Origin of the sequence: Actinotalea lenta (assembly GCF_030586465.1) — a bacterium.
GTDB lineage: Bacteria > Actinomycetota > Actinomycetes > Actinomycetales > Cellulomonadaceae > Actinotalea > Actinotalea lenta.
Genome location: NZ_JAUQYP010000001.1, coordinates 1,485,991 through 1,510,464 on the forward strand (window position 1 = coordinate 1,485,991; position 24,474 = coordinate 1,510,464).

Here is a 24,474-nt window from a genome sequence, read left to right on the forward strand (position 1 = left end):
GGGTCCAGGATGCCGCTCGGGTCAGACAACGGCAGTGGCCGCGGCGCGGCCGGCGACCCGGCCCGAGAACAGGCAGCCGCCCAGGAACGTCCCCTCCAGCGCGTTGTAGCCCATCATCCCGCCCCCGCCGAACCCGGCGACCTCGCCCGCCGCGAACAACCCCGGGGTGACGGCGGCCGCGTCGCCTGTCAGGCACCTACCGTCCAGGTCCGTGACCAGCCCGCCGAGCGTCTTGCGGGACAGCACGCGCAGCCGCACCGCGATCAGCGGCCCGGCCTTCGGGTCGAGCAGCCGGTGCGGCGGCGCGACGCGCAGCAGTCGGTCCCCGCGGTAGCGCCGCGCCCCGCGGATCGCGGTGACCTGCGCGTCCTTGCCGAACGGGTGGGCGATCTCGCGGTCCCGGGCCTCGACGACCTCGCGGATCGCGGCCGGGTCCAGCGGCACCCCGCCCAGCTCGGACATGCCCGCCACCAGCTCCTCGAGCGTGTCCGCCACCAGGAAGTCCTCGCCGTGGTCGCAGAACGCCTGGACCGGCCCGGGAGGTCCCGGTCGCAGCCGTCCGGCCAGCAGGCGCAGGTCGCGCCCGGTCAGGTCCGGGTTCTGCTCGGAGCCGGACAGCGCGAACTCCTTCTCGATCACCCGCGAGCTCAGGACGAACCACGAGTGGTCGTATCCCGTCGTGCGCAGGTGCCGCAGCGTGCCGAGCGTGTCGAAGCCCGGGTAGCACGGCGCCGGGAGCCGGTGGCCGGCGGCGTCCAGCCATAGCGACGACGGGCCGGGCAGGATCCGGATGCCGTGCCCCGGCCAGATCGGGTCCCAGTTGCGCACGCCCTCGGTGTAGTGCCACATCCGGTCCCGGCCGATGACCACGGCGCCGGCCCGTTCGGTGATCGCGAGCATCCGGCCGTCCACGTGCGCCGGCACGCCGGTCACCATGTCCAGGGGTGGGCTGCCGAGCCGCGCCGGCCACGCGGCGCGCACCAGGTCCAGGTTCCCGCCGATGCCGCCGCTGGTTACCACGACGGCCTGGCCGCGCGCCTCGAACTCGCCGACGACGTCGCGGTTGCTGGGCCGGCCGCGCTCGGCGTCGCTCGGCGCGAGCACGGCCCCGCGCACCCCGGTCACCACGCCGTCGGTGACGACCACCTCGTCCACCCGGTGGCGGAAGGCGACCCGGATCCGTCCCGCGGCCACGTGCTCGCGGACCCGGCGCTCGAACGGCTCGACCACGCCCGGCCCGGTGCCCCACGTCAGGTGGAAGCGCGGCACGGAGTTGCCGTGGCCGGTGGCGCGCCCGTCGCCGCGCTCCGCCCAGCCGACCACGGGGAAGATCCGGTGCCCCATCGCGCGCAGCCACGCGCGCTGCTCGCCGGCGGCATGCTCGACGTAGGCGCGGGCGAACCGGCGCGGCCAGGCGTCCTCCGGGCGGTCGAACTGTGCCGAGCCCAGCCAGTCGGACCACGCGAGGTCGAACGAGTCGTGCACGCCCATCCGGCGCTGCTCGGGCGTGTCGACCAGGAACAGGCCGCCCAGGCTCCAGAAGGCCTGGCCGCCCAGCGACTGCTCGGGCTCCTGGTCCAGCAGCAGGACGGTGCGTCCGGCGTCCGCGACTTCGGCGGCCGCGACCAGCCCGGCGAGCCCTGCGCCCACGACCACGACGTCGGCGTCCATGGCCGTCGATGGTACGGGCCCCGTCCCGCGACCTGGCGGAGCCTCGTGGATCGAATCGATTCGTCCTATCCTGGTGGCCGTGACCCGCCGCCCCGTCCCGACGACTGCTGCGTCCGGTTCGCGGCTGCCCGCGTCGTTCGTGATGCTGATCGGCTCGTTCACGCTGCTTCCGGCGATGTCGACCGACATGTACCTGCCCTCGCTGCCGCAGGTCGCCACGGACCTGGGCACCACCGCCGCCGGCGCTCAGTTCACCATCACCGGCATGGTCCTGGGCGGCGCTGCGGGACAGCTGATCGTGGGTCCGCTGTCCGACCGGGTCGGACGTCGCAAGCCCGCGCTCGTCGCGGTCAGCGGGCACGTCCTGATCTCCCTGCTCTGCGCGATCGCACCGTCCATCGGGGTCCTGGCCGGCCTGCGCCTGCTGCAGGGCTTCTTCGCGGCGAGCGGCATCGTCACGGCGATCGCCGTGGTGCGGGACCGCTACACCGGGTCCGAGGTGGCCCGCCTGATGTCCCGGCTGATGCTCGTCATCGCAGCCGCGCCGATGCTCGCCCCCTCGATCGGCACGGTGGTCGCAGGGCAGTGGGGCTGGCGGGCGGTGTTCCTCGTCCTGGCCGGGGTGGGCGGCGCACTCCTGGTGTTCGCGCTGCTGCGGCTCCCCGAGTCGCTCCCGCCCGAGCGCCGCCAACGGCACGGCGTCGGTGCGCTCGCGCGCGGGTACCTGGACCTGCTGCGTGACAAGCGGTTCCGTGCCCTCGCGGTGCTGCCGGGCATGGCCCAGGCGGTGGTGATCAGCTACGTCGCCGGGTCGCCGTTCGTGCTGCGCGAGCAGTTCGGGCTCTCCGGCGGTCAGTTCTCCCTGGTGTTCGCCCTCGGCGGCGCGTCCCTGGTCGCCGGGTCCCAGCTCAACGCCGGGCTGGTCCGCAGGATCAGCCCCAGCCGCCTGCTGCGCGTGGGGGCCCCGGCGATGGCCGGCTCCTCGGCGGTTCTCGTGGTCATGGTCGTCGGCGGTGTCGGCGGTGTGCTGGGGCTGCTCGTGCCGCTGTGGTGCGCGCTGTTCGCCCTCGGGTTCGTCACCTCGAACGCGTCCGCCCTCGCGCTCTCCCGGCACGGCGAGCGCGCCGGGACCGCAGCGGCGACCATCGGGGCCCTCCAGTCCGGGGTGGCGGGCTCGGTCAGCCCGCTCGTCGGGCTGCTCGGCGGTGACGCGGTCGCGATGACGTCGGTGATCCTGGGCACGGCCGTGGTCGCACTGCTCGTCCTGGGACTGGCCACACCGATCTACCGCCGCCAGGGCTGGGTCGCCCTGGACGCGCCGGGCAGCGACCCGAGCCCCGATCTCGAGGGCGCCGGCCTGGTGACCTCCGCCGAGTCCGGAGCGACGGCCACCGCCTGACCGTGGCGCGCGTCACCCGGCGTCGGGCCCCACGCCGAGCCGCGCTGCCAGCCGCTGCGCGTCGAACGGCGCGTGCACCTTGGCGTCGTTGTCGAAGTACACCAGCACGTCCGCGGCGCTCGACCAGGTCCGGACGCGGTCGGCCCACCGGTCCAGCGCGGCGTCGTCGTAGCCGCTGGTGTACAGCTCGGTGTCGCCGTGCAGTCGGACGTACACCAGGTCCGTCGTGACGGCGTCCAGGGCGGGGAACCGGCCGGCGCTGTCGGCGACCACCAGCGCGACACCGTGGCGTCGGAGCAGGTCGGCGAAGCGCGGGTCGCTGAACGAGGGGTGTCGAGCCTCCACGGCGTGCCGCAGCGGCCGTTCGGGCAGGTCGGTCGTGGTCAGGGCCCGGTCGGCGATCCGCGGGTCGTGGCCGCGCGAGCGTTCGGCGGCGTCGCCGTGGGTGCGGGGCAGGAGCCGCAGGAAGGCGTCCAGGACGTCGGGTTCGAACGGCATCGTCGGCGGCAGCTGCCAGAGCACCGGGCCCAGGCGCCGGCCGAGGGCCAGCACCCCGGACGCCCAGAACGTGGCGAGCGGCTGCTCCACGCCGCGCAGGCGAAGCATGTGGGTCAGGTATCGCCCACCCTTGACGGCGAAGCAGAAGTCGACGGGCACCTCCGCCGCCCACCGGCGGTAGCTGTCCGGACGCTGCAACGAGTAGAACGACCCGTTGATCTCGATCGTCGTCAGCCGGCTGGCCGCGTACTCGAGCTCGCGTCGTTGCGGCAGCCCCGGCGGGTAGAACGTTCCGCGCCACCGGGGATACCGCCACCCCGAGATGCCGGTGCGGACCTCCATGCAGGCACGCTAGGGCCGCCGCGACCGCGTTGCGACCTGCCGGCGAGGACGGGCCCCCGCCTCACGCCGGCGGCACGCCCGCGGCCTGGCGTGCCGCCGCCTCGACCCTCGCGTGGTGGGCCGCCCAACCCGCAGCGTCCCGCTCGGGCAGGTTGGGGCTGTCCGGCAGGTAGCCGATCGCGCCGTCCAGCTGTTCGCGGAGGATGTCGGCCTGACCGGCGTGCCGTGCGACGTCCACCGTCAGGTGAACCGTGACCTCGAGCAGCGTGGGGTGGCGCCGGTCCTCCGACCACCACGGCACGTGTCCGACGGTGTCCAGCGGCAGGGCCGCCAGGGTCGCGTCGGCGTGGGTGGCCGACCGTGCGTAGACGTCGAGCACGTCGGCCCGCGACTCGCCGGCCGGCACCCACAGGTCGGCGTCCGGGTCGTCGGGCTCGAGGTCCCACGGGCCAGCGATCCCCGGCGGACGGCCGAAGCAGTCCCCGAGGTACCCGAGCTGGATGTACGCCACGTGCTTGACCAGGCCCAGCAGCGAGGTCCCGCTGGGCACCAGCGGTCGCCGCGCGTCGTACTCGGACAGGCCATCCAGCTTGGCCAGCAGTGCGCGCCGCTGCCCGGCCAGGCGGTCGGCCAGCATGGTCGAGGTCTCCATGCCGGACAGTCTGTCGCCCGGGTCGGACATCGGCACCGTGGCGCGGTGGTCCCACCCGCGCGGGACTACGGTGGAGCCGACCGATCAGGAGGAGCCCGTGAGCCGCACGCCCGTCGACCCGACGACCACCCCAGCCTGGCAGGCGCTGACCGCGCACCACGAGGCCATGACCCCCGACCTGCGGGAGTGGTTCGCGGCGGACCCGCAGCGTGCGCAGCGGTTCACCCGGACCGTCGGCGACCTGCACGTGGACCTGTCCAAGAACCTCATCTCGGACGAGACGCTGGGGCTGCTGCTGGAGCTCGCCGAGCAGGTCGGCCTCGCCGAGCGGATCGAGGCGATGCTCTCCGGCGAGCACATCAACGTCACCGAGGACCGCGCCGTGCTGCACACCGCGCTGCGCCGCCCCGCCGGTGCCACCCCGCCGCTCGTCGTGGACGGTCAGGACGTCGACACGGACGTGCAGGGGGTGCTCGACAAGGTGTACGCGTTCGCGGAGCAGGTCCGCTCGGGCGCGTGGACCGGCGTGACCGGCAAGCCCGTCGCCACCGTGGTCAACATCGGCATCGGTGGGTCGGACCTCGGCCCTGTGATGGCGTACGAGGCGCTCAAGCCGTTCGTCCAGGAGGGCCTGGAGGTCCGGTTCGTCTCCAACATCGACCCGACGGACATCGCTGAGACAGTCGCCGACCTCGACCCGGCCACGACGCTGTTCATCGTCGCGTCCAAGACCTTCACCACGCTGGAGACGCTGACCAACGCGCGGCTCGCCCGCGCATGGCTGTGGCGCCGACTGGCCGAGGCCGGTGCGATCGAGGACACCGACGAGGCCCGTGCCGAGGCCGTCGCGAAGCACTTCGTCGCGGTGTCCACGGCGCTGGACAAGGTCGCCGCCTTCGGGATCGACCCGTCCAACGCCTTCGGGTTCTGGGACTGGGTCGGCGGCCGGTACTCGATGGACTCGGCGATCGGCACGTCGCTCGCGATCGCGATCGGCCCGGACGCCTTCGGCCAGCTGTTGGCCGGGTTCCACGCGGTCGACGAGCACCTGCGCCACGTGCCGTTCGCCCGGAACGTGCCCGTGCTGATGGGCCTGCTCAACGTCTGGTACGTGAACTTCTGGGGAGCGCACACGCACGCCGTGCTGCCCTACGACCAGCACCTGCACCGCTTCCCGGCGTACCTGCAGCAGCTGACCATGGAGTCCAACGGCAAGTCGGTCCGGTGGGACGGCAGTCCCGCGACCACGCAGACCGGCGAGGTCTTCTGGGGTGAGCCGGGCACCAACGGGCAGCACGCCTTCTACCAGCTCATCCACCAGGGCACGCGGATGATCCCGGCGGACTTCATCGCGATGGCGCACCCGGCGCACCCGCTGGTCGACGTCGACGCACCCGGCCGGCCCGACGTGCACGAGCTGTTCCTGTCCAACTTCTTCGCGCAGACCAAGGCGCTCGCGTTCGGCAAGACGGCCGACGAGGTCCGTGCCGAAGGCACCGCGGCGGCGATCGTCCCCGCGCGGGTGTTCTCCGGGAACCGGCCGACGACGTCGATCATGGCGCCGGCGCTCACGCCGTCGGTGCTGGGTCAGCTGGTGGCGCTGTACGAGCACATCACGTTCGTGCAGGGCATCGTGTGGGGGATCGACTCGTTCGACCAGTGGGGCGTCGAGCTGGGCAAGAAGCTCGCGCTCGAGATCGCCCCCGCGGTCGCGGGCGACCGGGACGCGCTCACCGCGCAGGACCCGTCGACCCGGGGGCTCATCGACTTCTACCTGACCCACCGGCGGGCCTCCCCGGACGCGGACGACTGACGGGCCCCGGCGGGGGTCCGCGTCGTCGTCGCGCGCCCCGGCGGTGCGCGACCGCGGCCTAGGGTGGCCGGGTGAGCCAAGCGCAGGAGAGCCCGGCCAAGGTGCGGGTCGACGCGTGGATCTGGTCGGTCCGGCTGACCCCCACCCGTACGGCAGCGGCCACCGCGTGCCGGGCCGGCCACGTGCGCGTCAACGGTGACCGCGCGAAGCCGGCGACGCTCGTCGCGCCGGGCGACGAGGTGCGCGTCCTGCTGGTGCGACGTGGCGGCGAGAGCCTCGAGCGGATCGTGCGGGTGCGTCGGCTGCTGACCAAGCGGGTGTCCGCGGCGGTCGCCGCCGAGGCGCTCGAGGACCACACGCCGCCGCCTGCCCCGCGCGAGGAACGGCCGGCCGCGGTCGCAGTCCGGGAGCGCGGTTCCGGTCGTCCCACGAAACGCGAGCGCCGCGCGATCGACCGCCTCCGGGGCCGCTGACAGACGCCGCTGCTTCGTCAGGAGCGATCCTGCGGGCGTGGCGCTCGCCTTGGGGACGCTCACGATGCGCCCTGAGGACGACCGCGGTCCGCATGCGCGGCGGGCGTCGAGAAGAAGTCCGCGACGATCGGGCCAGCCCTGGTGTCGCGCCGCCGCCCGGATGATGGCGGATTGCCCGCCCCTGGACCCCTGCATCAGTGACGCTGTGCAACCATGACGTTGTGCAAGGGATACATTGAATACGTGCCAGACGAGCTGACTCCGGTGCTGCAGGCCCTCGCCGACCCCACCCGACGCGCGATCCTCGAGCGCCTCAGGGAGTGCGACCTCACCGTCGGGGAGATCGCCGAGCCGTTCGCGATGACCTTCCAGGCGGTCTCGCGGCACCTCGGTGTGCTGCAGCGCGCCGGCCTCGTCGTGCGGGGCCGCGAGGCCCAGTGGCGCACGGCGGGGCTCGACCCACGACCGCTGCGCCGCGTGGCGGAGTGGACGGCACAGTTCGACCGCTTCCTCGCCCCCGCGCCCGATCGCTGACCCAGGAAGGCGCGGCCTCGGCCCGTGCGGACGAGCGCCGCCCGCGGACGCAGCACAATGGGGGGGTCCGCAGTCGCACCCTGGAGGAGTCACCCATGGAATCCGCCGACCGTCCGCGCATGAACGTCGAGTCGTTCAACCTCGACCACCGCGCGGTCGCCGCTCCGTACCTGCGAGTCGCGGACCGCAAGGTGCTGCCGGGCGGCGACGTGCTCACCAAGGTCGACGTCCGGTTCTGCCAGCCGAACGTCGAGCACCTCGAGATGCCCGTGGTGCACTCGCTGGAGCACCTGGTGGCCGAGCACGCGCGCAACCACACCGACGCCGTCGTCGACTTCTCGCCGATGGGCTGCCAGACCGGCTTCTACCTCCTGCTCGCCGGCGACTGGGAGATCCCCGCCGTCGCCGACCTGATGGCCGCCACGCTGACGGACGTCCTGGACGCCGACGAGGTCCCGGCCGCCAACGAGGTGCAGTGCGGCTGGGGCGCGAACCACACCCTCCCGGGCGCGCAGGACGCCGCGCGGCGGTTCCTGGGCCGTCGGGAGGATTGGCTCCAGGTGATGGCGTGACGGACCTGCTCGTCGCGGTCGCGATGCAGCCGGAGGCCGAGCCGTTCCTCGGCGCTGCCGACGCTGTGGGCGCGCCGAGGGCCCTCGGCCACGCCGAGCAGACCGATCTGACGTTCGGCGGCCGGACCGTGCGCCTGCTGCGAACCGGCATCGGTGGCGTGAACGCGACCGCCGCCGTCGCCGTGGCTCTGCACGAGCTGGGGCCCGTGCCGGTGGTCAGCGCGGGGAGCGCCGGCGGCCTGGGCCTCGGTGTCCGGGTAGGGGACGTCGTCGTGGGGGAGCGGTACCTGTTCGCGGGTGCCGATGCCACGGCGTTCGGGTACCAGCGCGGACAGATCCCTGGGATGCCGGTCGACTACGCCGGGGACCCAGCGATGCTCGCGGCCGCACGCGGCGCCGGGCTGGCCGACGGCGCGGTGCTGGTGGGCACGATGCTGTCCGGCGACGCGTTCGTCGACGCGCGCACGGTGGAGGCCGTCCGCACGGACTTCCCCGATGCGCTGAGCACGGACATGGAGACCACCGCGATCGCCCAGACCTGCTACCTGGCCGGTGTGCCGTTCCTCGGTGTGCGCGGCATCTCCGACCTGTGCGGGCCCGCAGCGGGCGACGACTTCCGCACGCACGTGGACGACGCCGCGGACCGGTCGCTGGCCGTGGTCCTCGCCCTGCTCGACGCGGTCGGGTAGCGCGCGCGGCCCGCGGCGGCGCGGTGTGATCAGGGCTCGATGTCGAACTCGACCGCTCCGGTCGGCTGGGCGTCGTCGACCTCGACGTGCGTGACCCTCGCGAGCCGGGGGCCCCCGTGGGCCCACGTGACCAGAGCGTCGACCGCCTCCTGATCGCCCTCGACGTGCGCCTCGACCGTGCCGTCGGAGCGGTTGCGTACCCAGCCGCGAGCGCCAGCGCGGCGGGCCTCGCTCGCCATGGACCAGCGGAAGCCCACGCCCTGGACCATGCCGTGCACCACCACGTGCCGAGCGATCATCGTCCCAGTCTGCCCCGCCGGGAATGCGTGGGCACCTCCACGTGCTATACCCCATGGGGTATCAACGAGGAGGAGACATGGCTCGCAACGAAGGAACCGTGGACCGCGTCGTGCGGGTGGGCGTAGGCGTGGCGGCGCTGGTCGGCGCCTTCGCCGTCGGCATCTCCACCGGTGGCGGGATCGCGCTCGCGGTGGTCGCGGCGCTAGGCCTGGTCACGGGCGCCACCGGGTTCTGCCCGCTGTACCGGGTGCTCGGGATGAGTACGCGTCCGGCGCGCACGGACGTCTGATCGGCACGTCGAGAACCTTCGGCAGGACGGGCTGATGCCCGGCCGCCCACCCGGGGACCCCGCTGCGGCGCTGCGTGACGCGCGTGCCGGCGCGCTGCGGCGACTCGGCGGCCTCACGGGGCATGTCGACGACCTCGTCGCGGCGTCGGCGGGCTCGAACGCCGACGACGAGCACGACCCGGAGGGCGCCACGATCGCCTTCGAGCGGTCCCAGCTCGGCGCCCTCGTGCGCCGGGAGCGAGCGCAGCTGGCCGAGATCGACGCCGCGGAGGCGCGCCTGACCGCGGGTCGCTACGGGTGGTGCGAGGTGTGCGGCCGTCCCATCGCCCGGGAGCGCCTGGACGTGCGGCCGACCGCCCGCACGTGCGTCGCGTGTGCCGGGCACGCCTCCCGGGGAGCCGTGGCGGGCCGGCTCAGGCGCTGACGTCGGCGGTGCTGAAGCGGGCCCACGCAGCTGCCGTGAAGATCGCGACGTAGGCCAGCGCCGAGGCGGCGCCCGGCCCCAGGGCGCCGACGTCGAGCGGGTCGCGCAGCACCTCTGCGTAGTCCAGCCAGAAGTGCGTGGGCAGGTACGGATGGATCGCGGCGACCTGGGAGAGCTGGTCCAGGATCTGGCTGACCACGGTGAGCGCCAGGAGCGTGATGCCGGCGCCGATCGGCTGCTCGGTGAGCGTCGAGATGAACAGGCCGACGGCGCCCAGCCCCGTCAGGCACAGCGTCAGGTACCCGCACACGAGCGCGAGCCGCCCCAGCCCGGCGGCGAACCCCAGCGATGTCCCGGACAGCGTCGTGAACGTCCCACCGCCGAACAGCGCCAGCCCTGCCGCGGCGCCGACCACCGCGATCAGGACGGTGGCGGCCAGCGTGAAAAGCGTGATGCCGCCCAGCTTGACCAGGACGAGACGCGCGCGGTCGACGGGGGTGACGAGCAGATAGCGCAGCGTGCCCAGGTTCGCCTCACCGGCCACCGCATCCCCGGCGATCGCCGAGACGGCGATGGGCAGGAAGAACGGCAGCTCGACCGTCAGCGCCGCCAGCGCGACGAACAGCCCGTTGTGGGTGATCTCGGCGAACACGAAGGTGTCCCCGCCACCGGACCCGGAGACCTTGACGACGACCGCGATGAGCAGCGGGACGCTCGCGAGCACCAGCCCACCGGCCCAGTTGCGTCGCCGCCCGAAGATCAGCCACAGCTCGGAGCGGAAGAATCGCCCGAAGGCGCCGGGTGCCCGGCCCGGTTCGGGCAGGGCGGCCGCCTCGTCCGGTCCGGGCGCCAGCGCCACGTCAGCCGTTGACATCGAAGCCCTCCCCGGTCAACGACACGAAGAGGTCCTCCAGACCTGCGCCGGACACCCGGAACTCCGTGACCGGGACGTCGGCGTGCACCAGTGCGGCCACCACGTCCTGCGGCGCGTGGTCGCCGAGCTCGGCCGTCGCGCCGGGCGGGTGGACCACCACGTCGGCCAGGCCGAGCCGGTCGAGCACCGCCGCGGCGACGGCGGGCCGCGGCGTCCCGACCACCGCGCGCGACGCCCCGCGGGCGTGCAGCCCGGCGAGGGTGTCCTGGGCGACCAGCCGACCGCGGTGCATGACGCCGACGTGCGTGCAGACCTGCTCGACCTCCGAGAGCAGGTGGCTGGACAGCACGACGGTGGTCCCGGCGCCGGCCAGCTCGACCAGCAGCCCGCGGACCTCCCGGGTGCCCTGCGGGTCCAGGCCGTTGGTGGGCTCGTCCAGCACGAGCAGCTCTCGCGGGCGCAGCAGGGCCGCCGCGATGCCCAGCCGCTGGCGCATGCCCAGCGAGTAGTGCCGGTAGCGCTTGCCCGCCGCGGCGGCCAGCCCGACCCGATCGAGGGCCCCGCGCACCCGGTCCTCGGCCGCCGACGCTCGTGCGGTCCGGTCGGCGGCGTCCAGCCGCATGAGGTTGTGCCACCCCGACAGGTACGGGTGGAACGCGGGTCCCTCGACGAGCGCACCCACCCGCGGCAGCGCCAGCGCGGCGCCCTGCGGCATCGGCTGCCCGAGCAACGAGGCCGTGCCGGCGGTGGGCCGCAGGAGGCCCAGCAGCATCCGGATCGTGGTGGTCTTGCCCGAGCCGTTGGGGCCCAGGAACCCGTACACCGCGCCGTGCGGCACCCGCAGGTCGATCCCGTCGACGGCGAGCTGGCCGGACCGGAAGCGCTTCGTCAGCCCCTCGGTGGCGACCGCAAGGCCGGTGGCCACCGTCACCCGGCCGCAGCCTCGAGCGTGGCGACGTCCACGGCTCCCACGAGCACGCGCCCGTCATCGGTCAGGAGGGCGGACAGCAGGTTCGAGGAGAGCACGCGTCCGGAGCCCCACGGCCCCGACGTCCGTGGCAGCGTGTCGACCCAGGAGGCCAGCCCGGTGAGGTCGCCGGACGGCGCCGATGCCGCCGACGGCAGCCCGGAGAGCACGAGCACCGAGACCCAGCCCTGCCCGACGGCCCTCACCGTCGGCGCGCCGGGCCGGTCGGACTGCGCGCCGGGCTGGTCGGGCGTCGTGACCGTCGCGCCGGCCGGTGGTGTGAACCGGAACATCGCAGGGTCCGGCGCGGTGAAGCTGACGTCGGTGAAGCCCGCTGTGAGGGCCGCCTTCCCGGTTCGGGTCGAGGTGATCGTCACGCGGGTGGGCACGCGCTCGGCCGCGTCGATGGCGATCGTCACGGAGCCGATCAGCGTCCCGGCGTCCCGGGGGGTCAGGACGAGCTGGTAGGCGGGGCGACCGGCCACCGTCGTGTCGGGCCCGCTGGTCACGGCGGTGCTCGGGTCGAGGGCAGCCAGGATCGCTGCGCTGAGCCGGGCCGGCGCGAGGTCCGCCAGCGCCGCGCGCGGGTCCGAGCCCGCGCCGTGCGTCACCGGGTCCCCGGCCGGGCGAGTGAGGTGGGTGACGCTGCGGTCCGCCGCGGACCAGACCCAGACCTGGTCGCCGTCGGTCACGACATCGGTCTCCCCGAGCGTGCCCTGCACCGCGACCCGCGCACCGGCCGGCGACGCCCACACGCGCATCGTGGTGGTGCCCGACAACGCCGAGAGCAGGTCGGTGCGATGGGCCGCCGGTCCGCCGGCGACGTCGGGCAGCGAGGGCAGGCCCAGGTCGGCCTGGACCTGCACCGTGCCCTGCACGGCCGTGGCGGTGGCGCCCTGGACGTCCGTGAGGAGCTGCTGGGGTGTGCGCTCGGGCAGCGCCGTCCCGGCCGACGCCGGGGACACCAGGGTCGCCCCGACCACGGCCGCCGCGATCCCGACGGGCACCAACCAGCGCACGGCTCTGCGGACCATGCCCCTATGGTCGCCCCGCGGGCGCCACCCCGTCGACTCCGGTGAGTGCGGGTCCGGTGAAGGTCAGGCGGTGGCCGTGGCCTTGGCTGCCACCGCGAGCGCGGCGGCCTCGGCGTCGCCGCTGGCCCCGAGATCCACGACGAGACCCATCTTGGTCAGCATGGTGACCATCGGCGGGCCCATGTGCGAGGCGGCGACGCCGCGCGCGTGCCGGTCGAGCAGGAAGCGCGCGATCCGGGCGTGGTGCGAGCCGTGCGGTCCCTCGTCGTGCAGCACGTCCCAGCCGACGGCGTCCTCGGTCCAGGCGACGATCGCGCCGTCGCGCACGGTCACCGTGGCCACCGTGGTGGCCTTGCCCCAGCTGTGGTCCACCTGGCGCCCGGCATCCACCGGGACGCACACCACGACCTCGCTCATCAGCTCCTCCTCGCCATCCGGCCGGTTCTCCGGCGCAACCCAGACAGCCTGCCACGGCGGGACCGGCGCCGCGCCGCCCCGCGCCACGGCCTCAGTCGAGGAACAGCGAGCGCAGCCGTCGTGTGGTGACCACGACGCCGACCGCCGCCATCGCGAGGTAGTAGGCCACGTGTCCCGCTGTCCCGCCGGTCAGCTCGCCCGTGGTCAGCCCGCGGATCAGCTCCACGGCGTGCCACAGCGGGAGTGCCTGGATGAGCCACTGGATCGGCTCGGGGTACACCGTGAGCGGGAAGAACGTCGCGGAGAACAGGAACATCGGCAGCAGGACGAACTGGATCCAGTCCATCTGCTGGAAGGTCGACATGTAGCTGGTGATCGCCATGCCCAGGCTGGCGAACCCGAATGCGATGAGCAGCACCGCAGGCAGCGTGAGGACCGCGGTCCAGGACAGGTTCAGCCCCATCACCTGCATCACCGTGAGGAAGCCCGTCGCGTAGACGACCCCGCGCAGCAGCGCGTACCCGATCTCCCCGAGCGCGACGTCCAGCGGCCCGAGCGACGTGGCCATCATCGCCTGGTACAGCTTGCCGAAGTGCATCTTGAAGAAGACGTTCCAGGTCGAGTCGTACACCGCCCCGTTCATCGCGGAGACCGCCAGCAGGGCGGGTGCGATGTAGGCCGCGTAGGCGATCGCCCGGCCCGACGGGAGCGTCACGTCGCCGATGTAGGTCCCCAGGCCCACGCCCATCGCCAACAGGAAGAACACCGGCTCGAAGAACCCCGAGACGACTACGACCCAGGTGCTGGACCGGGCCGCGAGCAGCCCGCGGCCGAGCACGGCGCGGGCGTTGCCGCGGTACAGCGCGCGCACACCACCGGCGCCGGTGACGGCTGCGGTCAAGGTCGGGGCGCTCATCCGTGCATCCGTCCCACGAACACCCGCCGGGCCAGCACCCAGCCGCCCGCTGCGAGCGCCACCAGGACCCCGAGATGCACCGCGACGGTGGCCCCGCTCATCGGCTGCGCGTAGGAGACCGCGCGGCCCAGCTCGCTCGCGTGCCACAGCGGGGAGACCCACCCGATCCAGTGCAGCCAGGTGGGCAACGTCGCCAGGGGGTAGAACGTGCCCGAGAACAGGAACATCGGCGTGAACACGAAGCGTTGCACGGCGGCGAACTGCCCGGCGTCGTCACGCAGGCCGGCGGAGTACGCCAGCAGCGGCAGGCCGAACGCCATGCCGCCGAGCAGGCCGAGCAGCGGCAGCACGGCGACCGACCACAGGTGACCGACCGCGCCGAACGCGGCGATGAGCGCGGTGTAGGCCACGGCGACGAAGGCCATCCGCACCGCGACGGCGAGCACCAGACCGGTGGCCACCTGGCCGGGTGCGAGCGGTGAGGCGTTCATGCCCCAGAACACCCGCCGCCACTTGAACCCCGACATCACCGTGTAGGTGAACTCCTCGGTGGTCACCGAGATCGTCGCGGTGACCAGCAGGGCGGGGGCGACGAAGGTCACGTACGGCACCGGCCCGTCCGGCCCGAAGCCGACCGGGGCGTCCAGGAAGCTCGCCAGCCCCAGCCCGAGCCCGAGCAGGTAGAGCAGCGGCTGCCCGAGACCGCCGATCACGATCGTCCAGCCGTAGGCGCGCATCGCCCGGAGCTGGTGCTCAGCGACGTAGAGCGCGCCGAACCGCCGGGGGCGGACCGCGCCCGCCAGCGCCGCGAGGGTCGCGTCGTCCCTCGTCGTCTGCTCGACGCTCATTCGATCAGGCTCCGTCCGGTGAGTCGGAGGAAGACGTCCTCCAGGCTGGAGCGTCGCACCAGGCTCGTGGTCGGGTGCAGGCCCAGCCGGCTGACCTGCTCCACGACGGCCTCGCCGTCGGCCGCGTAGACCAGCACGCGATCCGGCAGCGTCTCGATGCGGTCGCCGAGCCCGGCGATGCGCTCGGCCGCGGCCTGGTTGCGCTGCGAGCCGAACCGGAGCTCGACGACCTCGCGCGACGAGTGCTCCCGGATGAGCTGGGCCGGGCTGCCCTCGGCCATGATCCGGCCCTGGTCGACGACCACGAGCCGGTCGCACAGCTGCTCCGCCTCGTCCATGTAGTGCGTGGTGAGCACCAGGGTGGTGCCGCGCTCCTTGAGGCGGAACAGTCGGTCCCACAGCACGTGCCGCGCCTGGGGGTCCAGCCCTGTGGTCGGTTCGTCGAGCATGAGCACCCGCGGCTCGTTGACCAGGGCGCGGGCGATGGTCAGCCGGCGCTTCATCCCGCCGGACAGGTCGTCGACCTTGGACCGCGCCTTGTCCTCGAGCTGGGCGAAGGCGAGCAGCTCGTCCGCCCGCCGTGCGCACACCGCCCGCGGGATGCCGAAGTAGCGCCCGTAGACGATGAGGTTGTCCCGCACGCGCAGCTCGGTGTCGAGGTTGTCCTCCTGGGGCACCACGCCCAGCTGGGACCGGATCTCCGGTCCGTGCGTGTCGGGGTCCAGCCCGAGGACCTGCAGGTCGCCGCCGGTGCGCGTGGAGACGGCGCCGATCATCCGCATGGTGGTCGACTTCCCCGCACCGTTCGGCCCGAGCAGGCCGAAGGACTCCCCGGGTGCGACCTCGAGGTCGATCCCCGCGACGGCGACGAGGTCGCCGTAGTGCTTGGTCAGGCCGGTCGCGGTGATGACGGGTGCGGGCACGAGCCGGAACGTTACCGCCCGGTACCGACACCCGGCACCGGCTTTCCGGCCCCGCCGTGGGGCTCCCGTCGGGGGAGCCCGGGCGGGTGATCCTCCGGGTCCGGCGCGGCTTGGCTAGGGTGTCGCCGTGCTCCTCGCCAGCCCCTGTCCCCCGTCGGAGCCCCGCCCGTGATCGGTCAGCCGGCCAGCGGGGAACCGCTCGTGCGCCTCCCGGACGGGACCGTCAAGCAGGTGTCCCCGCTCACCGGCACTGTCGTGTGGACGGTTCCCGGCCGCGGCCGGCGAGCCCACGCGGTTCCCGACCAGCAGCGGGTCGCGGTCGACGCTGCCGAGCACGACCGGCTCTGCGAGTTCTGCTCGGCCCGGTACCTGGACACCCCGCCGGAGAAGTCCCGTCTCGTGCTCACCTCGGACGGGCCGCAGGTCCTCGAGCACCTGCCGGCCCCCAGGCTCGGCGAGAGCGTGGCCGAGCTGCGTCGGGTGCCGAACCTGTACGAGATCTTGTCGGTGGAGTACTGGCGGGCCAACCACGGCTACCAGCCCTCACCCGAGCTGCTCGGGCGCGCCACGGCGTACACCGCGGACCCGCTGGGCCGCTCCCACGTGCTGGACATGCTCGGTCGTCGTGCCGCGGCGACCGGTCTGTCCGGGGTGTGGGCGACCGAGCCGGAGGTAGAGCGACTCGCGCAGGCGGTGGACCTGTTCGCGGGGTCGCACGACGTCGTGGTCGCCCGCCGGCACCTGGTGGACGGCGCCCGGTACGCCGACGAGCTCGCGGGGGCCGGCACGCTGACCCCGGACGAGCACGAGCGCTATCTCGCGTTCACGGTCGACGCGATGCAGGGGCTGTACAGGGCGCAGCCGTTCGCGCGGTACGTCGCGGTGTTCCAGAACTGGCTCCGGGCGGCGGGAGCGTCCTTCGACCACCTGCACAAGCAGCTGGTCGCGATCGACGAGTTCGGGCCGCAGACCGAGCGTGAGCTGGCCCGGCTCGCCGCCGAGCCCGACGTCTACACCACGGCGATCCTGGACCACGCCGCCGCGCATCGTCTGGTCGTCGCGGAGAACGAGTACGCGATCGCGGTCGCCGGGGTGGGACACCGCTACCCGGCGCTCGAGGTGTACTCGCGCAGCACGCACCACCTGCCGTGGGAGCACACCGCGGCGGAGGTCCGCGGGTTCTCCGACCTGCTGCACGGGCTGCACGCGGCGACCGGTGTGGACGTGCCGACCAACGAGGAGTGGCACTACCGGCCGCCCAGCGCCGCCGAGCCGATGCCGTGGCACGTGGTGCTCAAGCTGCGGGTCTCCACCCTCGCGGGCTTCGAGGGTGGAACGAAGATCAACGTGAACACGATCGACCCGTACACCCTGCGCGACCGGACCGTCGCGGCGCTGCGGATCCTGCGTGAGCAGGGCAGGGTCGCCGCCCCGGCGATCGGCGACGAGTGCTCGCACGACCTGGGCGTGCTGCACTACACCGACTGACCCGTCGCGCCCGCTCGGTGAGCTCGGCAGGGGCCCGGCGCCCCACGCGGCGAGCATGCGCTCAGGCGCCGATCCGTGCGGGGCCGTCCACGCTGCGGACGCCCGTCCGGGCCCCCGACGTGCGTCGCCGCGCCGGGTGCCGGCCGCACGACTCTCAGAGCTCGGCGAGCCGCGGCACGAGCGGCGCCACCCGCTCGCGAACCCATGCGGCCGAGGGCTCCTGCGGCGGTCGCACGATGACGGTGTCCACGCCCAGGTCCGCGTAGGGGCGGATGTTCTCGACGAAGCCGTCCACATCCCCGCGGTCGAGCTCGGGGAAGCCGGCCAGCGCCGTGACCCTGATCTCCGAGGGATCGCGGCCGACGTCCTCGCAGTGCCGCCGCAGCACGTCGAGCTTGTGGCGCATCGCGTCGGGCTCGGAGACGAACAGGTTGCAGGCGTCGGCGTACCGGGCGACCAGCCGCAGGGTCTTGCGCTCCCCGGAGCCGCCGACCATCACCGTGGGGTGGTGCAGCGGCAGCGGGCGGCAGACCGTCTCGGCCAGGGTGTAGTGCGTGCCGTGGTACGGGCCCTCGTCCGCGGGGTCGAACATCTGGGCGCAGATCTGCAGCGTCTCCTCGAGCCGCTCGAACCGCTCCTTGAGGGGTGGGAACGGCACGCCCATCGCGGCGTGCTCGCGGTCGTACCAGGCCGCACCCAGTCCCAGGGCGGCCCGGCCGCCGGACAGCACGTCGAGCGAGGCCACGATCTTGGCGAGCAGGCCCGGGTGGCGGTACGTCACCCCGGTGACCAGGACGCCGAGCTCCGCGCTGCTGGTGTGCGCGGCGAGGTAGCCGAGCGTGGTGTACGCCTCGAGCATCGGGTCCGTGTGGGGGAAGCCCGCGCGCTCCATCTGGAAGTAGTGGTCCATGACCGAGACCCAGGCGATGCCGGCGTCCTCGACCGCCTCGCCCGTGCGGGCAAGCTCGTCCCGGAGCTCGTGCGGCGCCACGCCGTCGAACCTCATCAGGTGGACTCCGACCTTCATCACCGGCTCCTTCGCGAGACGCTGTGCGGCCGTCCCGCCCCGGGCGGCCCTCGTCACTGTGGCACCGGCACCGCGCCCCCGCGACCGGTGTGCCGGCGACCAGGGCGCGCCCACCGCTGGTCACGGCTGCCCCGGCGGTGGTCTGATGGAGCGGGAAGGAGCCGATCATGCCTCGCCTCGGACTCAGTGCGACCGTGCTCGACGCGCGCGACCCGATCGCGCTCGCCGGCTTCTACCAGGCCCTGCTCGGTTGGGAGACGGCCGCCCAGGATCCGACGTGGTGCACGTTGCGCGCCCCCGGCGGCGGAGCCGGCCTCTCGTTCCAGCTGGAGCCTGTGCACGAGGCGCCCACCTGGCCGGCCCGCGAGGGCGCAGGGCAGATGCAGATGCACCTGGACATCGGCGTCGACGACCTCGACGCGGCGGCCGAGCTGGCGATCTCGCTCGGCGCGCGCGAGGCGTCGTGGCAGCCCCAGCCGGAGGTGCGGGTCATGCTCGACCCGGAAGGTCATCCGTTCTGCCTGTTCCCGTTCGAGCCGGCGTCCTGAGGGCCGACGGCGAGCAGCGGGGCGGGCGCTTCCAGGTTCGGCTCGCCGTCGTGGCGCAGGATCGACCCCCCCAGCAGAAGCTCGGGCACCTCGGGCACCTCGGGTCCACCGGTCTCGCGGAGGGCGCTCCCGGGGTGGTCGAGGTCGACGACGTCGCAGACCACCACGGTGACGTTGTCGTGGGCGTCGGCGGCCAGGGCCGCGGCCAGGAGGCGCTCGGTCGCCTCCTGCGGCCCTGCGGCCGAGATGAGGATGCGCAGCACGCCGGGCTCCTCGACGTAGTCGGTCAGGCCGTCGCTGCACAGCAGCCAGCGGTCGCCCGCGCGCGCCTCGTGGTGCTGCAGGCCGACGTGCTCGGCGTCCTGCCGCGTCCCGGACAGCACCCTGGTCAACAGGTTGCCCTGCGGGTGCTGCCACGCGGCGGCGGGGTCCAGCACGCCGGTGTCGACCAGGAGTTGGACGTAGGAGTCGTCATGTGTGACCCGGCTGCCGATGCCGCCCCGCACCATGTAGCCCCGCGAGTCCCCGATGTGCGCGACCCGCAGCCCGTGCGGCCCGGCGAAGATCCCGGTGAACGTGGTGGCCAGGCCGGTCAGTCGCGGTTCGGCGGCGGACTGCTCGGCCAGCGCGGCGTTGGCCCGTTCCAGGATGGCGGCGAGCTCCGGATCGGGGACCTGCGCCACGGTGCGTCCCCGCAGGCTCTGGACGACGGTCCCGCCGACCACCCGGGAGGCGACGTCGCCTCCGGCGTGGCCGCCGACGCCGTCCGCGACCAGCGCATACCCCGTGCTTGCCACCGCAGCGTCCTGGTTGGAGCTGCGGTGGGGTCCGGTGATCGACAGCAGGGCGCTGCGCAGGGTCGGTCGCATGCGGCTGACAGTCTTCCAGGAACGACCCCGGGCAGGAACGACCGTCCGTTCCATGGGGTCGCACGTTCGTGCATTTGTCAGGACAAGCGGCGCTCCTGATTGAGCCCAAGGTCACCCCCGGCCGCCCCCGGGTGCGCCTAGCGTGCGAGGTGACACAGTTGTCGAGCTCCTGGGGTGGATCGTGACCCGCGCGCTGAACCCGGAGGACGCCGCTCGTGGCGTTCCGACCGATCGTCCCGTCGTCTCCACCCGCCGCCGGTGGCTGCCCGCTGTGCTCGGCCTCGGAGCAGCCCTGACCCTTGCGGGCTGCGGCTCCTCGACCGCCGAGTCCGGCGAGGTCCACGGGGGCGAGGCGAGCCTCCGGCTCCCCGACCTGTCGACCGTCACGATCATGGGCGGCATGTCCGGGACGACCCTCCTGCTCATCGGCCTCGGCGTGACCGTGCTCGGGCTGGGCTTCGGGGTGGTCGTGTTCAACCAGATGCGCACGCTCCCCGTGCACCGCTCGATGCGTGAGGTGAGCGAGCTCATCTATGCCACGTCGAAGGCGTACCTCATCCAGCAGGGCAAGTTCCTCATGCTGCTGTGGGCGTTCATCGCCACGGTGATCATCGTCTACTACGGGTTCCTCGTGGGCTTCGCCTGGGGCCGGGTCGCCACCGTCATCGCGTTCAGCCTGATCGGCATGGCCGGCTCGTACTCGGTGGCCTGGTTCGGCATCCGGGTGAACACGTTCGCCAACTCGCGGACCTCGTTCGCAGCCCTCGGTGGCAAGCCGCTACCGGTGCACCGGATCCCCATGAAGGCCGGCATGAGCGTCGGCATGGTGCTCATCAGCCTCGAGCTGTTCATGATGTTGATCATCCTGCTGTTCCTGCCCCGCGACCTGGCCGGGGCCTGTTTCATCGGGTTCGCGATCGGCGAGTCGCTGGGCGCCGCGGCGCTGCGGATCGCCGGCGGCATCTTCACCAAGATCGCCGACATCGGGTCCGACCTGATGAAGATCGCCTTCAAGATCAAGGAGGACGACGCGCGCAACCCCGGCGTCATCGCGGACTGCACCGGCGACAACGCAGGCGACTCGGTGGGTCCGAGCGCGGACGGCTTCGAGACCTACGGCGTGACCGGCGTCGCGCTCATCACGTTCGTCCTGCTGGCGGTCGGTGACCCGGCCACCCAGGCGAGCCTGCTGGTGTGGATCTTCGCGGTGCGCGCGGTGATGCTGGTCGCCTCGGTGCTGGCCTACCTCGTGAACGACGCATGGGTCCGGACCCGCTACGCGACGGCGGTGAAGCTGAACTTCGAGCACCCGCTGTCCTCGCTGGTGTGGCTGACGTCGGTGATCAGCATCCTGGCGACCTACGCGACCACCTACTGGGTGATCGGGGACATGAGCGACGGCCTGTGGTGGAAGGTCTCCACGATCATCTCCTGCGGCACGCTGGCCGGCGCGCTCATCCCGGAGCTCGTCAAGGTCTTCACCTCGACCACCAGCCGTCACGTGCGCGAGGTCGTCAAGAGCTCGCGCGAGGGCGGCCCGTCGCTGAACATCCTGTCCGGCCTGGTCGCGGGGAACTTCTCCGGCTACTGGCTCGGGATCACGATCGTCGGTCTGATGGGCGGCGCCTTCCTGATCTCCAACCTCGGGCTCGACGCGTTCATGGTGGCTCCCGCGGTGTTCGCCTTCGGCCTGGTCGCCTTCGGCTTCCTCGGCATGGGGCCGGTGACCATCGCGGTCGACTCCTACGGTCCGGTCACGGACAACGCGCAGAGCGTCTACGAGCTGTCCCTCATCGAAGAGATCCCGAACGTCGACGACGAGATCAAGAAGGAGCACGGCTTCGCGGTCCAGTGGGACTCGGCCAAGCGGATGCTCGAGGAGAACGACGGCGCTGGGAACACCTTCAAGGCCACGGCCAAACCGGTGCTGATCGGCACCGCGGTCGTGGGCGCCACCACGATGATCTTCTCGATCATCATGAGCCTGACCGACAGCCTGCAGGACGCGGCAGCCAAGGAGAGCCTGTCCCTGCTGCACCCGCCGTTCCTGCTCGGCATCATCGCCGGCGGGGCGATGATCTACTGGTTCACCGGCGCCTCGATGCAGGCGGTGACCACCGGCTCCTACCGGGCGGTGGAGTTCATCAAGAACACCATCAAGCTGGACGGGGTGACCAGGGCATCCACGGAGGACTCCACGCGCGTCGTGCAGATCTGCACCCAGTACGCCCAGCAGGGCATGCTCAACATGTTCCTGGCGGTCTTCTTCGCCACGCTGGCCTTCGCGTTCGTCGAGCCGTTCTTCTTCATCGGGTACCTGGTCTCGATCGCCGTGTTCGGTCTCTACCAGGCGATCTTCATGGCCAACGCGGGGGGCGCGTGGGACAACGCGAAGAAGATCGTCGAGGTGGACCTGCACGCCAAGGGCACCGCCCTGCACGACGCGACCGTCATCGGCGACACCGTCGGCGACCCGTACAAGGACACCTCGTCGGTCGCGCTCAACCCCGTGATCAAGTTCACGACGCTGTTCGGCCTGCTCGCCGTCGAGCTCGCCGTGAGCCTGACGTCCGAGGGCAACCACGTTCTGGTGTACCTGCTCGCCGGGTTGTTCTTCCTGATCTCGGCGTACTTCGTGTACCGCTCGTTCTACGGGATGCGCATCAAGACCCAGATGGCCGGTGACGACGAGCTCCTCGAGCCCGAGGCCCCGGACGGTGTCACGGGCGCCCAGGCGCAGCGCAGCGACCTCGTCGGACAGGGAGCGGGTGACTGATCATGGCTGTGGCCGTCAAGTACGCAGGGTCGTTCGTCGAGGACGGGCACGTCGGCGGGCACGACGCCGGCGCGACCCTGGTGCGTCGCCTCATGCGGGTGTTCCCGGAGGCGAAGCTGGTCGGGGGCCGGGCCCGGCACGCCGAGGGCTTCGACGTCGTGCCGCTGGAGTACCTCGATCCGAGCGACACCGTCGTCATCAACATGGACGTCGTCGACTCGATGGCCGTGTGGCGCACGCTCGCCGTCGGAGGGGGCGAGCCCCGGGTGATGAACTTCGTGTGGTGGAACACCTCGCAGTTCACCCACCCGGTGCAACGTGCGTCGCTCGCCCTGTCCTGCGCGCTGTTCCCGACCTTCGCCAACTCCCAGCGCACGGCCACCGAGGTCCGCGAGATCGTCGCGCAGCTCACCGTGCCCCAGCTGGCGGAGAAGTCCCGGATCGCCTGGGCGAACCTCGGCATCAGGCTCGAGCACGTGCAGCCGCGCGAGGAGCCGACCGTGCCGATCGTGCTGTACCCGGCGATCTACCTCTCCGACCGCAAGCAGCCGCAGGTCTTCCTGGACGTGGTCGAACGCGTGCACAGGCGCACCCCGATCAACGTCGAGGCGCGTCTGCACGAGTCGCACCTGATCAGCGAGAAGGCCATGCGGCTGTCGCGCAAGGACTGGGCGTGGGTCGGGCCGCTCACCGCGACCCGCGAGGACTACTACCACCACCTGGCGCGCACGACGGCGTTCCTGGCGACTGCGGTCGAGGAGTCCTACGGGTTGGAGTACGTCGAGGCCATGGTGGCGGGTGCGGTCGGGGTGTTCCCGGACCGGCCGTGGGCCCGCGCGCTGCTGCCGGAGGGCTACCCGTTTCTCTACACCGACGTGGCCCACGCCGAGGAGCTGCTCTTCCGCGCTGTGACGGACACCGCGGCGTGCCGGGCGGAGCTGAACACGCTCGTCGGGGGCGACTTCGTCGCGTGGCTGCGCACGCGGCACGACGACTCACGGTTCGAGCAGCAGATCGCCGACGCCGTCCACGGGTGGTTCGGCGAAGGCTGACCGGCGGGCGGCGCGGCCCGGCGAGAAGCCGGGCCGCGCCGTCTCATACCGATGCCGCGGTGAGCAGGTCGACGTCGGACTCCGGCAGGGTCAGCGTCATGGAACGCAGCAGCGGCTCGAGCTGGTCCGCCGTGCGGGCGCTCGCGATCGGCGCGGCCACCGTGGGGCGCGACCGGAGCCACGCAAGCGCGACGGTGGCGACGGGCACGTCGTGCCGGCCGGCCACCTGGTCCAGGGCCACGAGGACCCGCTTCCCCCGTTCGTCCAGGTAATCCTGCGCCTGGCGGGCCCGCGGGCTGTCCACCGCCGGCGCGCCGTCACGGTACTTCCCGGTGAGGAACCCCTTGGCGAGCGAGAAGTACGGCAGCACCCCCAGCCGGTACCGCTCCGCGCGGTCCCGCAGACCGTTCTCGAAGGCGCGTTCCACAAGGTTGTAGTGCGGCTGCAGGGCGACCGGTCGGTGCAGGCCGTCGGCCTCGGCGGCAGCCATCCAGGCGTCGATGCGCTCCGGGGAGTAGTTCGAGACGCCGATCCAGCGCACCAGGCCCTCGTCGACCAGCCGGGAGAACGCCCCGGCGGTCTCCTCGATCGGGGTGTCCTGGTCGTCGAAGTGCGCCCAGTACAGGTCGATGCGGTCGGTGCCGAGCCGCTCGAGCGACGCCTGTGCAGCGGCGCGGACGTTCGCGGCGGACAGCCCGCGGAACTGGGGGTGCTGGCTCACCTTGGTGGCCACGACGACCCGGTCGCGGTTGCCGCGGTCCGCCATCCACCGGCCGATCACGGACTCGCTCTCGCCGCCCTCGTGGCCGGGCACCCAGGCGCTGTAGGCGTCTGCGGTGTCCACCATGGTCCCGCCGGCCCCGGCGAAGGCGTCCAGGACGGCGAAGGACTCCGCCTCGTCGGCCGTCCAGCCGAACACGTTGCCGCCCAGCGCCAGGGGCGCGACCTCCAGGTCCGAGCTACCGATCTGCACCATCGCTCCTCTCCGGCCCCGCGCGCGCGGGTGCCCTCACGCCCCAACCGGCGCGACCCCGGCAGCATTCCGTGGCGGCGGGCGACCGTCGGGGACGAACCAGGGT

At 72.8% G+C, this 24,474-nt stretch carries 26 protein-coding genes; 12 read left to right on the forward strand and 14 right to left on the reverse strand.

Annotated elements, in window-relative coordinates:
• Positions 1-21: 21 nt before the first annotated feature.
• A complete protein-coding gene (locus tag Q6348_RS06950) occupies positions 22-1,671 on the reverse strand; it encodes an FAD-binding dehydrogenase (RefSeq protein WP_304600571.1) in 1,650 nt (549 codons plus the stop codon).
• 79 nt (positions 1,672-1,750) lie between these two features.
• Here Q6348_RS06950 and Q6348_RS06955 point away from each other — a divergent pair, with 79 nt between their 5' ends.
• A complete protein-coding gene (locus Q6348_RS06955; RefSeq protein ID WP_304600572.1) occupies positions 1,751-3,070 on the forward strand; it encodes a multidrug effflux MFS transporter in 1,320 nt (439 codons plus the stop codon).
• Positions 3,071-3,082: 12 nt separating this feature from the next.
• On the opposite strand, the gene Q6348_RS06960 is transcribed toward Q6348_RS06955, so the two are convergent.
• Both Q6348_RS06960 and Q6348_RS06965 read right to left on the reverse strand, forming a co-directional pair.
• On the reverse strand, positions 3,083-3,910 hold the full coding sequence (locus Q6348_RS06960; RefSeq protein ID WP_304600573.1) for a DUF72 domain-containing protein: 828 nt from the start codon (positions 3,908-3,910) through the stop codon (positions 3,083-3,085).
• 61 nt (positions 3,911-3,971) lie between these two features.
• Complete coding sequence (locus Q6348_RS06965) at positions 3,972-4,562, reverse strand: DinB family protein (RefSeq protein WP_304600574.1); 591 nt, start codon at positions 4,560-4,562, stop codon at positions 3,972-3,974.
• Positions 4,563-4,659: 97 nt separating this feature from the next.
• On the opposite strand from Q6348_RS06965, the gene pgi reads away from it, so the two are divergent.
• The 5 genes from pgi to mtnN all read left to right on the forward strand — a co-directional run bounded on the left by pgi (position 4,660) and on the right by mtnN (position 8,643).
• Positions 4,660-6,375, forward strand: a complete 1,716-nt coding sequence (gene pgi, locus Q6348_RS06970) for a glucose-6-phosphate isomerase (RefSeq protein ID WP_304600575.1) — start codon at positions 4,660-4,662, stop codon at positions 6,373-6,375.
• Positions 6,376-6,446: 71 nt separating this feature from the next.
• Positions 6,447-6,848, forward strand: coding sequence for an RNA-binding S4 domain-containing protein (locus Q6348_RS06975; RefSeq protein ID WP_304600576.1), 402 nt, complete (start codon positions 6,447-6,449; stop codon positions 6,846-6,848).
• A gap of 243 nt (positions 6,849-7,091) precedes the next feature.
• Positions 7,092-7,382, forward strand: coding sequence for an ArsR/SmtB family transcription factor (locus tag Q6348_RS06980; RefSeq protein WP_304600577.1), 291 nt, complete (start codon positions 7,092-7,094; stop codon positions 7,380-7,382).
• 95 nt (positions 7,383-7,477) lie between these two features.
• The gene (locus tag Q6348_RS06985) at positions 7,478-7,954 is read left to right on the forward strand and encodes an S-ribosylhomocysteine lyase (protein ID WP_304600578.1); all 477 of its coding nucleotides are present in this window, start codon (positions 7,478-7,480) and stop codon (positions 7,952-7,954) included.
• Positions 7,951-8,643: a 5'-methylthioadenosine/S-adenosylhomocysteine nucleosidase gene (mtnN, locus tag Q6348_RS06990; RefSeq protein ID WP_304600579.1), complete on the forward strand. Its 693-nt coding sequence runs from the start codon at positions 7,951-7,953 to the stop codon at positions 8,641-8,643. The genes Q6348_RS06985 and mtnN overlap by 4 nt, the downstream gene beginning before the upstream one ends.
• A gap of 29 nt (positions 8,644-8,672) precedes the next feature.
• Here mtnN and Q6348_RS06995 read toward each other — a convergent pair whose 3' ends face one another.
• Complete coding sequence (locus Q6348_RS06995) at positions 8,673-8,942, reverse strand: acylphosphatase (RefSeq protein WP_304600580.1); 270 nt, start codon at positions 8,940-8,942, stop codon at positions 8,673-8,675.
• A 77-nt stretch (positions 8,943-9,019) separates the two neighbouring features.
• On the opposite strand from Q6348_RS06995, the gene Q6348_RS07000 reads away from it, so the two are divergent.
• Positions 9,020-9,232: a YgaP family membrane protein gene (locus Q6348_RS07000; RefSeq protein ID WP_304600581.1), complete on the forward strand. Its 213-nt coding sequence runs from the start codon at positions 9,020-9,022 to the stop codon at positions 9,230-9,232.
• A 34-nt stretch (positions 9,233-9,266) separates the two neighbouring features.
• On the forward strand, positions 9,267-9,656 hold the full coding sequence (locus tag Q6348_RS07005) for a TraR/DksA family transcriptional regulator (RefSeq protein ID WP_304600582.1): 390 nt from the start codon (positions 9,267-9,269) through the stop codon (positions 9,654-9,656).
• Here the strand turns inward: Q6348_RS07005 and Q6348_RS07010 are convergent.
• The 7 genes from Q6348_RS07010 to Q6348_RS07040 all read right to left on the reverse strand — a co-directional run bounded on the left by Q6348_RS07010 (position 9,646) and on the right by Q6348_RS07040 (position 15,635).
• A complete protein-coding gene (locus tag Q6348_RS07010; RefSeq protein ID WP_304600584.1) occupies positions 9,646-10,530 on the reverse strand; it encodes an ABC transporter permease in 885 nt (294 codons plus the stop codon). The two genes, Q6348_RS07005 and Q6348_RS07010, sit on opposite strands and share 11 nt — an antisense overlap.
• Positions 10,517-11,461 carry an ABC transporter ATP-binding protein gene (locus tag Q6348_RS07015; RefSeq protein ID WP_304600585.1) on the reverse strand — a complete coding sequence of 315 codons (945 nt, stop codon included), beginning with the start codon at positions 11,459-11,461 and terminating at the stop codon, positions 10,517-10,519. The genes Q6348_RS07010 and Q6348_RS07015 overlap by 14 nt, the downstream gene beginning before the upstream one ends.
• On the reverse strand, positions 11,458-12,531 hold the full coding sequence (locus Q6348_RS07020) for a LolA family protein (RefSeq protein WP_304600586.1): 1,074 nt from the start codon (positions 12,529-12,531) through the stop codon (positions 11,458-11,460). Before Q6348_RS07020 ends, Q6348_RS07015 begins: the two co-directional genes overlap by 4 nt.
• Positions 12,532-12,594: 63 nt before the next feature.
• Positions 12,595-12,948 carry a NifB/NifX family molybdenum-iron cluster-binding protein gene (locus Q6348_RS07025; RefSeq protein ID WP_304600587.1) on the reverse strand — a complete coding sequence of 118 codons (354 nt, stop codon included), beginning with the start codon at positions 12,946-12,948 and terminating at the stop codon, positions 12,595-12,597.
• A 91-nt stretch (positions 12,949-13,039) separates the two neighbouring features.
• The gene (locus tag Q6348_RS07030) at positions 13,040-13,864 is read right to left on the reverse strand and encodes an ABC transporter permease (protein WP_304600588.1); all 825 of its coding nucleotides are present in this window, start codon (positions 13,862-13,864) and stop codon (positions 13,040-13,042) included.
• A complete protein-coding gene (locus Q6348_RS07035; RefSeq protein WP_304600589.1) occupies positions 13,861-14,712 on the reverse strand; it encodes an ABC transporter permease in 852 nt (283 codons plus the stop codon). The genes Q6348_RS07030 and Q6348_RS07035 overlap by 4 nt, the downstream gene beginning before the upstream one ends.
• Positions 14,709-15,635 carry an ABC transporter ATP-binding protein gene (locus Q6348_RS07040; protein WP_304600590.1) on the reverse strand — a complete coding sequence of 309 codons (927 nt, stop codon included), beginning with the start codon at positions 15,633-15,635 and terminating at the stop codon, positions 14,709-14,711. Before Q6348_RS07040 ends, Q6348_RS07035 begins: the two co-directional genes overlap by 4 nt.
• Positions 15,636-15,803: 168 nt before the next feature.
• Here Q6348_RS07040 and Q6348_RS07045 point away from each other — a divergent pair, with 168 nt between their 5' ends.
• Complete coding sequence (locus Q6348_RS07045; protein WP_350339648.1) at positions 15,804-17,123, forward strand: DUF4921 family protein; 1,320 nt, start codon at positions 15,804-15,806, stop codon at positions 17,121-17,123.
• A 154-nt stretch (positions 17,124-17,277) separates the two neighbouring features.
• On the opposite strand, the gene Q6348_RS07050 is transcribed toward Q6348_RS07045, so the two are convergent.
• The gene (locus Q6348_RS07050; protein WP_304600591.1) at positions 17,278-18,150 is read right to left on the reverse strand and encodes an LLM class F420-dependent oxidoreductase; all 873 of its coding nucleotides are present in this window, start codon (positions 18,148-18,150) and stop codon (positions 17,278-17,280) included.
• A gap of 167 nt (positions 18,151-18,317) precedes the next feature.
• Between Q6348_RS07050 and Q6348_RS07055 the strand changes: the two genes are divergently transcribed.
• Positions 18,318-18,698 carry a VOC family protein gene (locus Q6348_RS07055; RefSeq protein WP_304600592.1) on the forward strand — a complete coding sequence of 127 codons (381 nt, stop codon included), beginning with the start codon at positions 18,318-18,320 and terminating at the stop codon, positions 18,696-18,698.
• Here the strand turns inward: Q6348_RS07055 and Q6348_RS07060 are convergent.
• Positions 18,659-19,567, reverse strand: a complete 909-nt coding sequence (locus tag Q6348_RS07060) for a PP2C family protein-serine/threonine phosphatase (protein WP_304600593.1) — start codon at positions 19,565-19,567, stop codon at positions 18,659-18,661. The genes Q6348_RS07055 and Q6348_RS07060 overlap by 40 nt on opposite strands.
• Before the next feature lie 181 nt (positions 19,568-19,748).
• Here Q6348_RS07060 and Q6348_RS07065 point away from each other — a divergent pair, with 181 nt between their 5' ends.
• Complete coding sequence (locus tag Q6348_RS07065; RefSeq protein ID WP_304600594.1) at positions 19,749-22,343, forward strand: sodium-translocating pyrophosphatase; 2,595 nt, start codon at positions 19,749-19,751, stop codon at positions 22,341-22,343.
• Between the two features lie 2 nt (positions 22,344-22,345).
• On the forward strand, positions 22,346-23,395 hold the full coding sequence (locus tag Q6348_RS07070; protein WP_304600595.1) for a glycosyltransferase family 1 protein: 1,050 nt from the start codon (positions 22,346-22,348) through the stop codon (positions 23,393-23,395).
• 43 nt (positions 23,396-23,438) lie between these two features.
• On the opposite strand, the gene Q6348_RS07075 is transcribed toward Q6348_RS07070, so the two are convergent.
• A complete protein-coding gene (locus Q6348_RS07075; RefSeq protein ID WP_304600596.1) occupies positions 23,439-24,371 on the reverse strand; it encodes an aldo/keto reductase in 933 nt (310 codons plus the stop codon).
• Between the last annotated feature and the right edge of the window lie 103 nt (positions 24,372-24,474).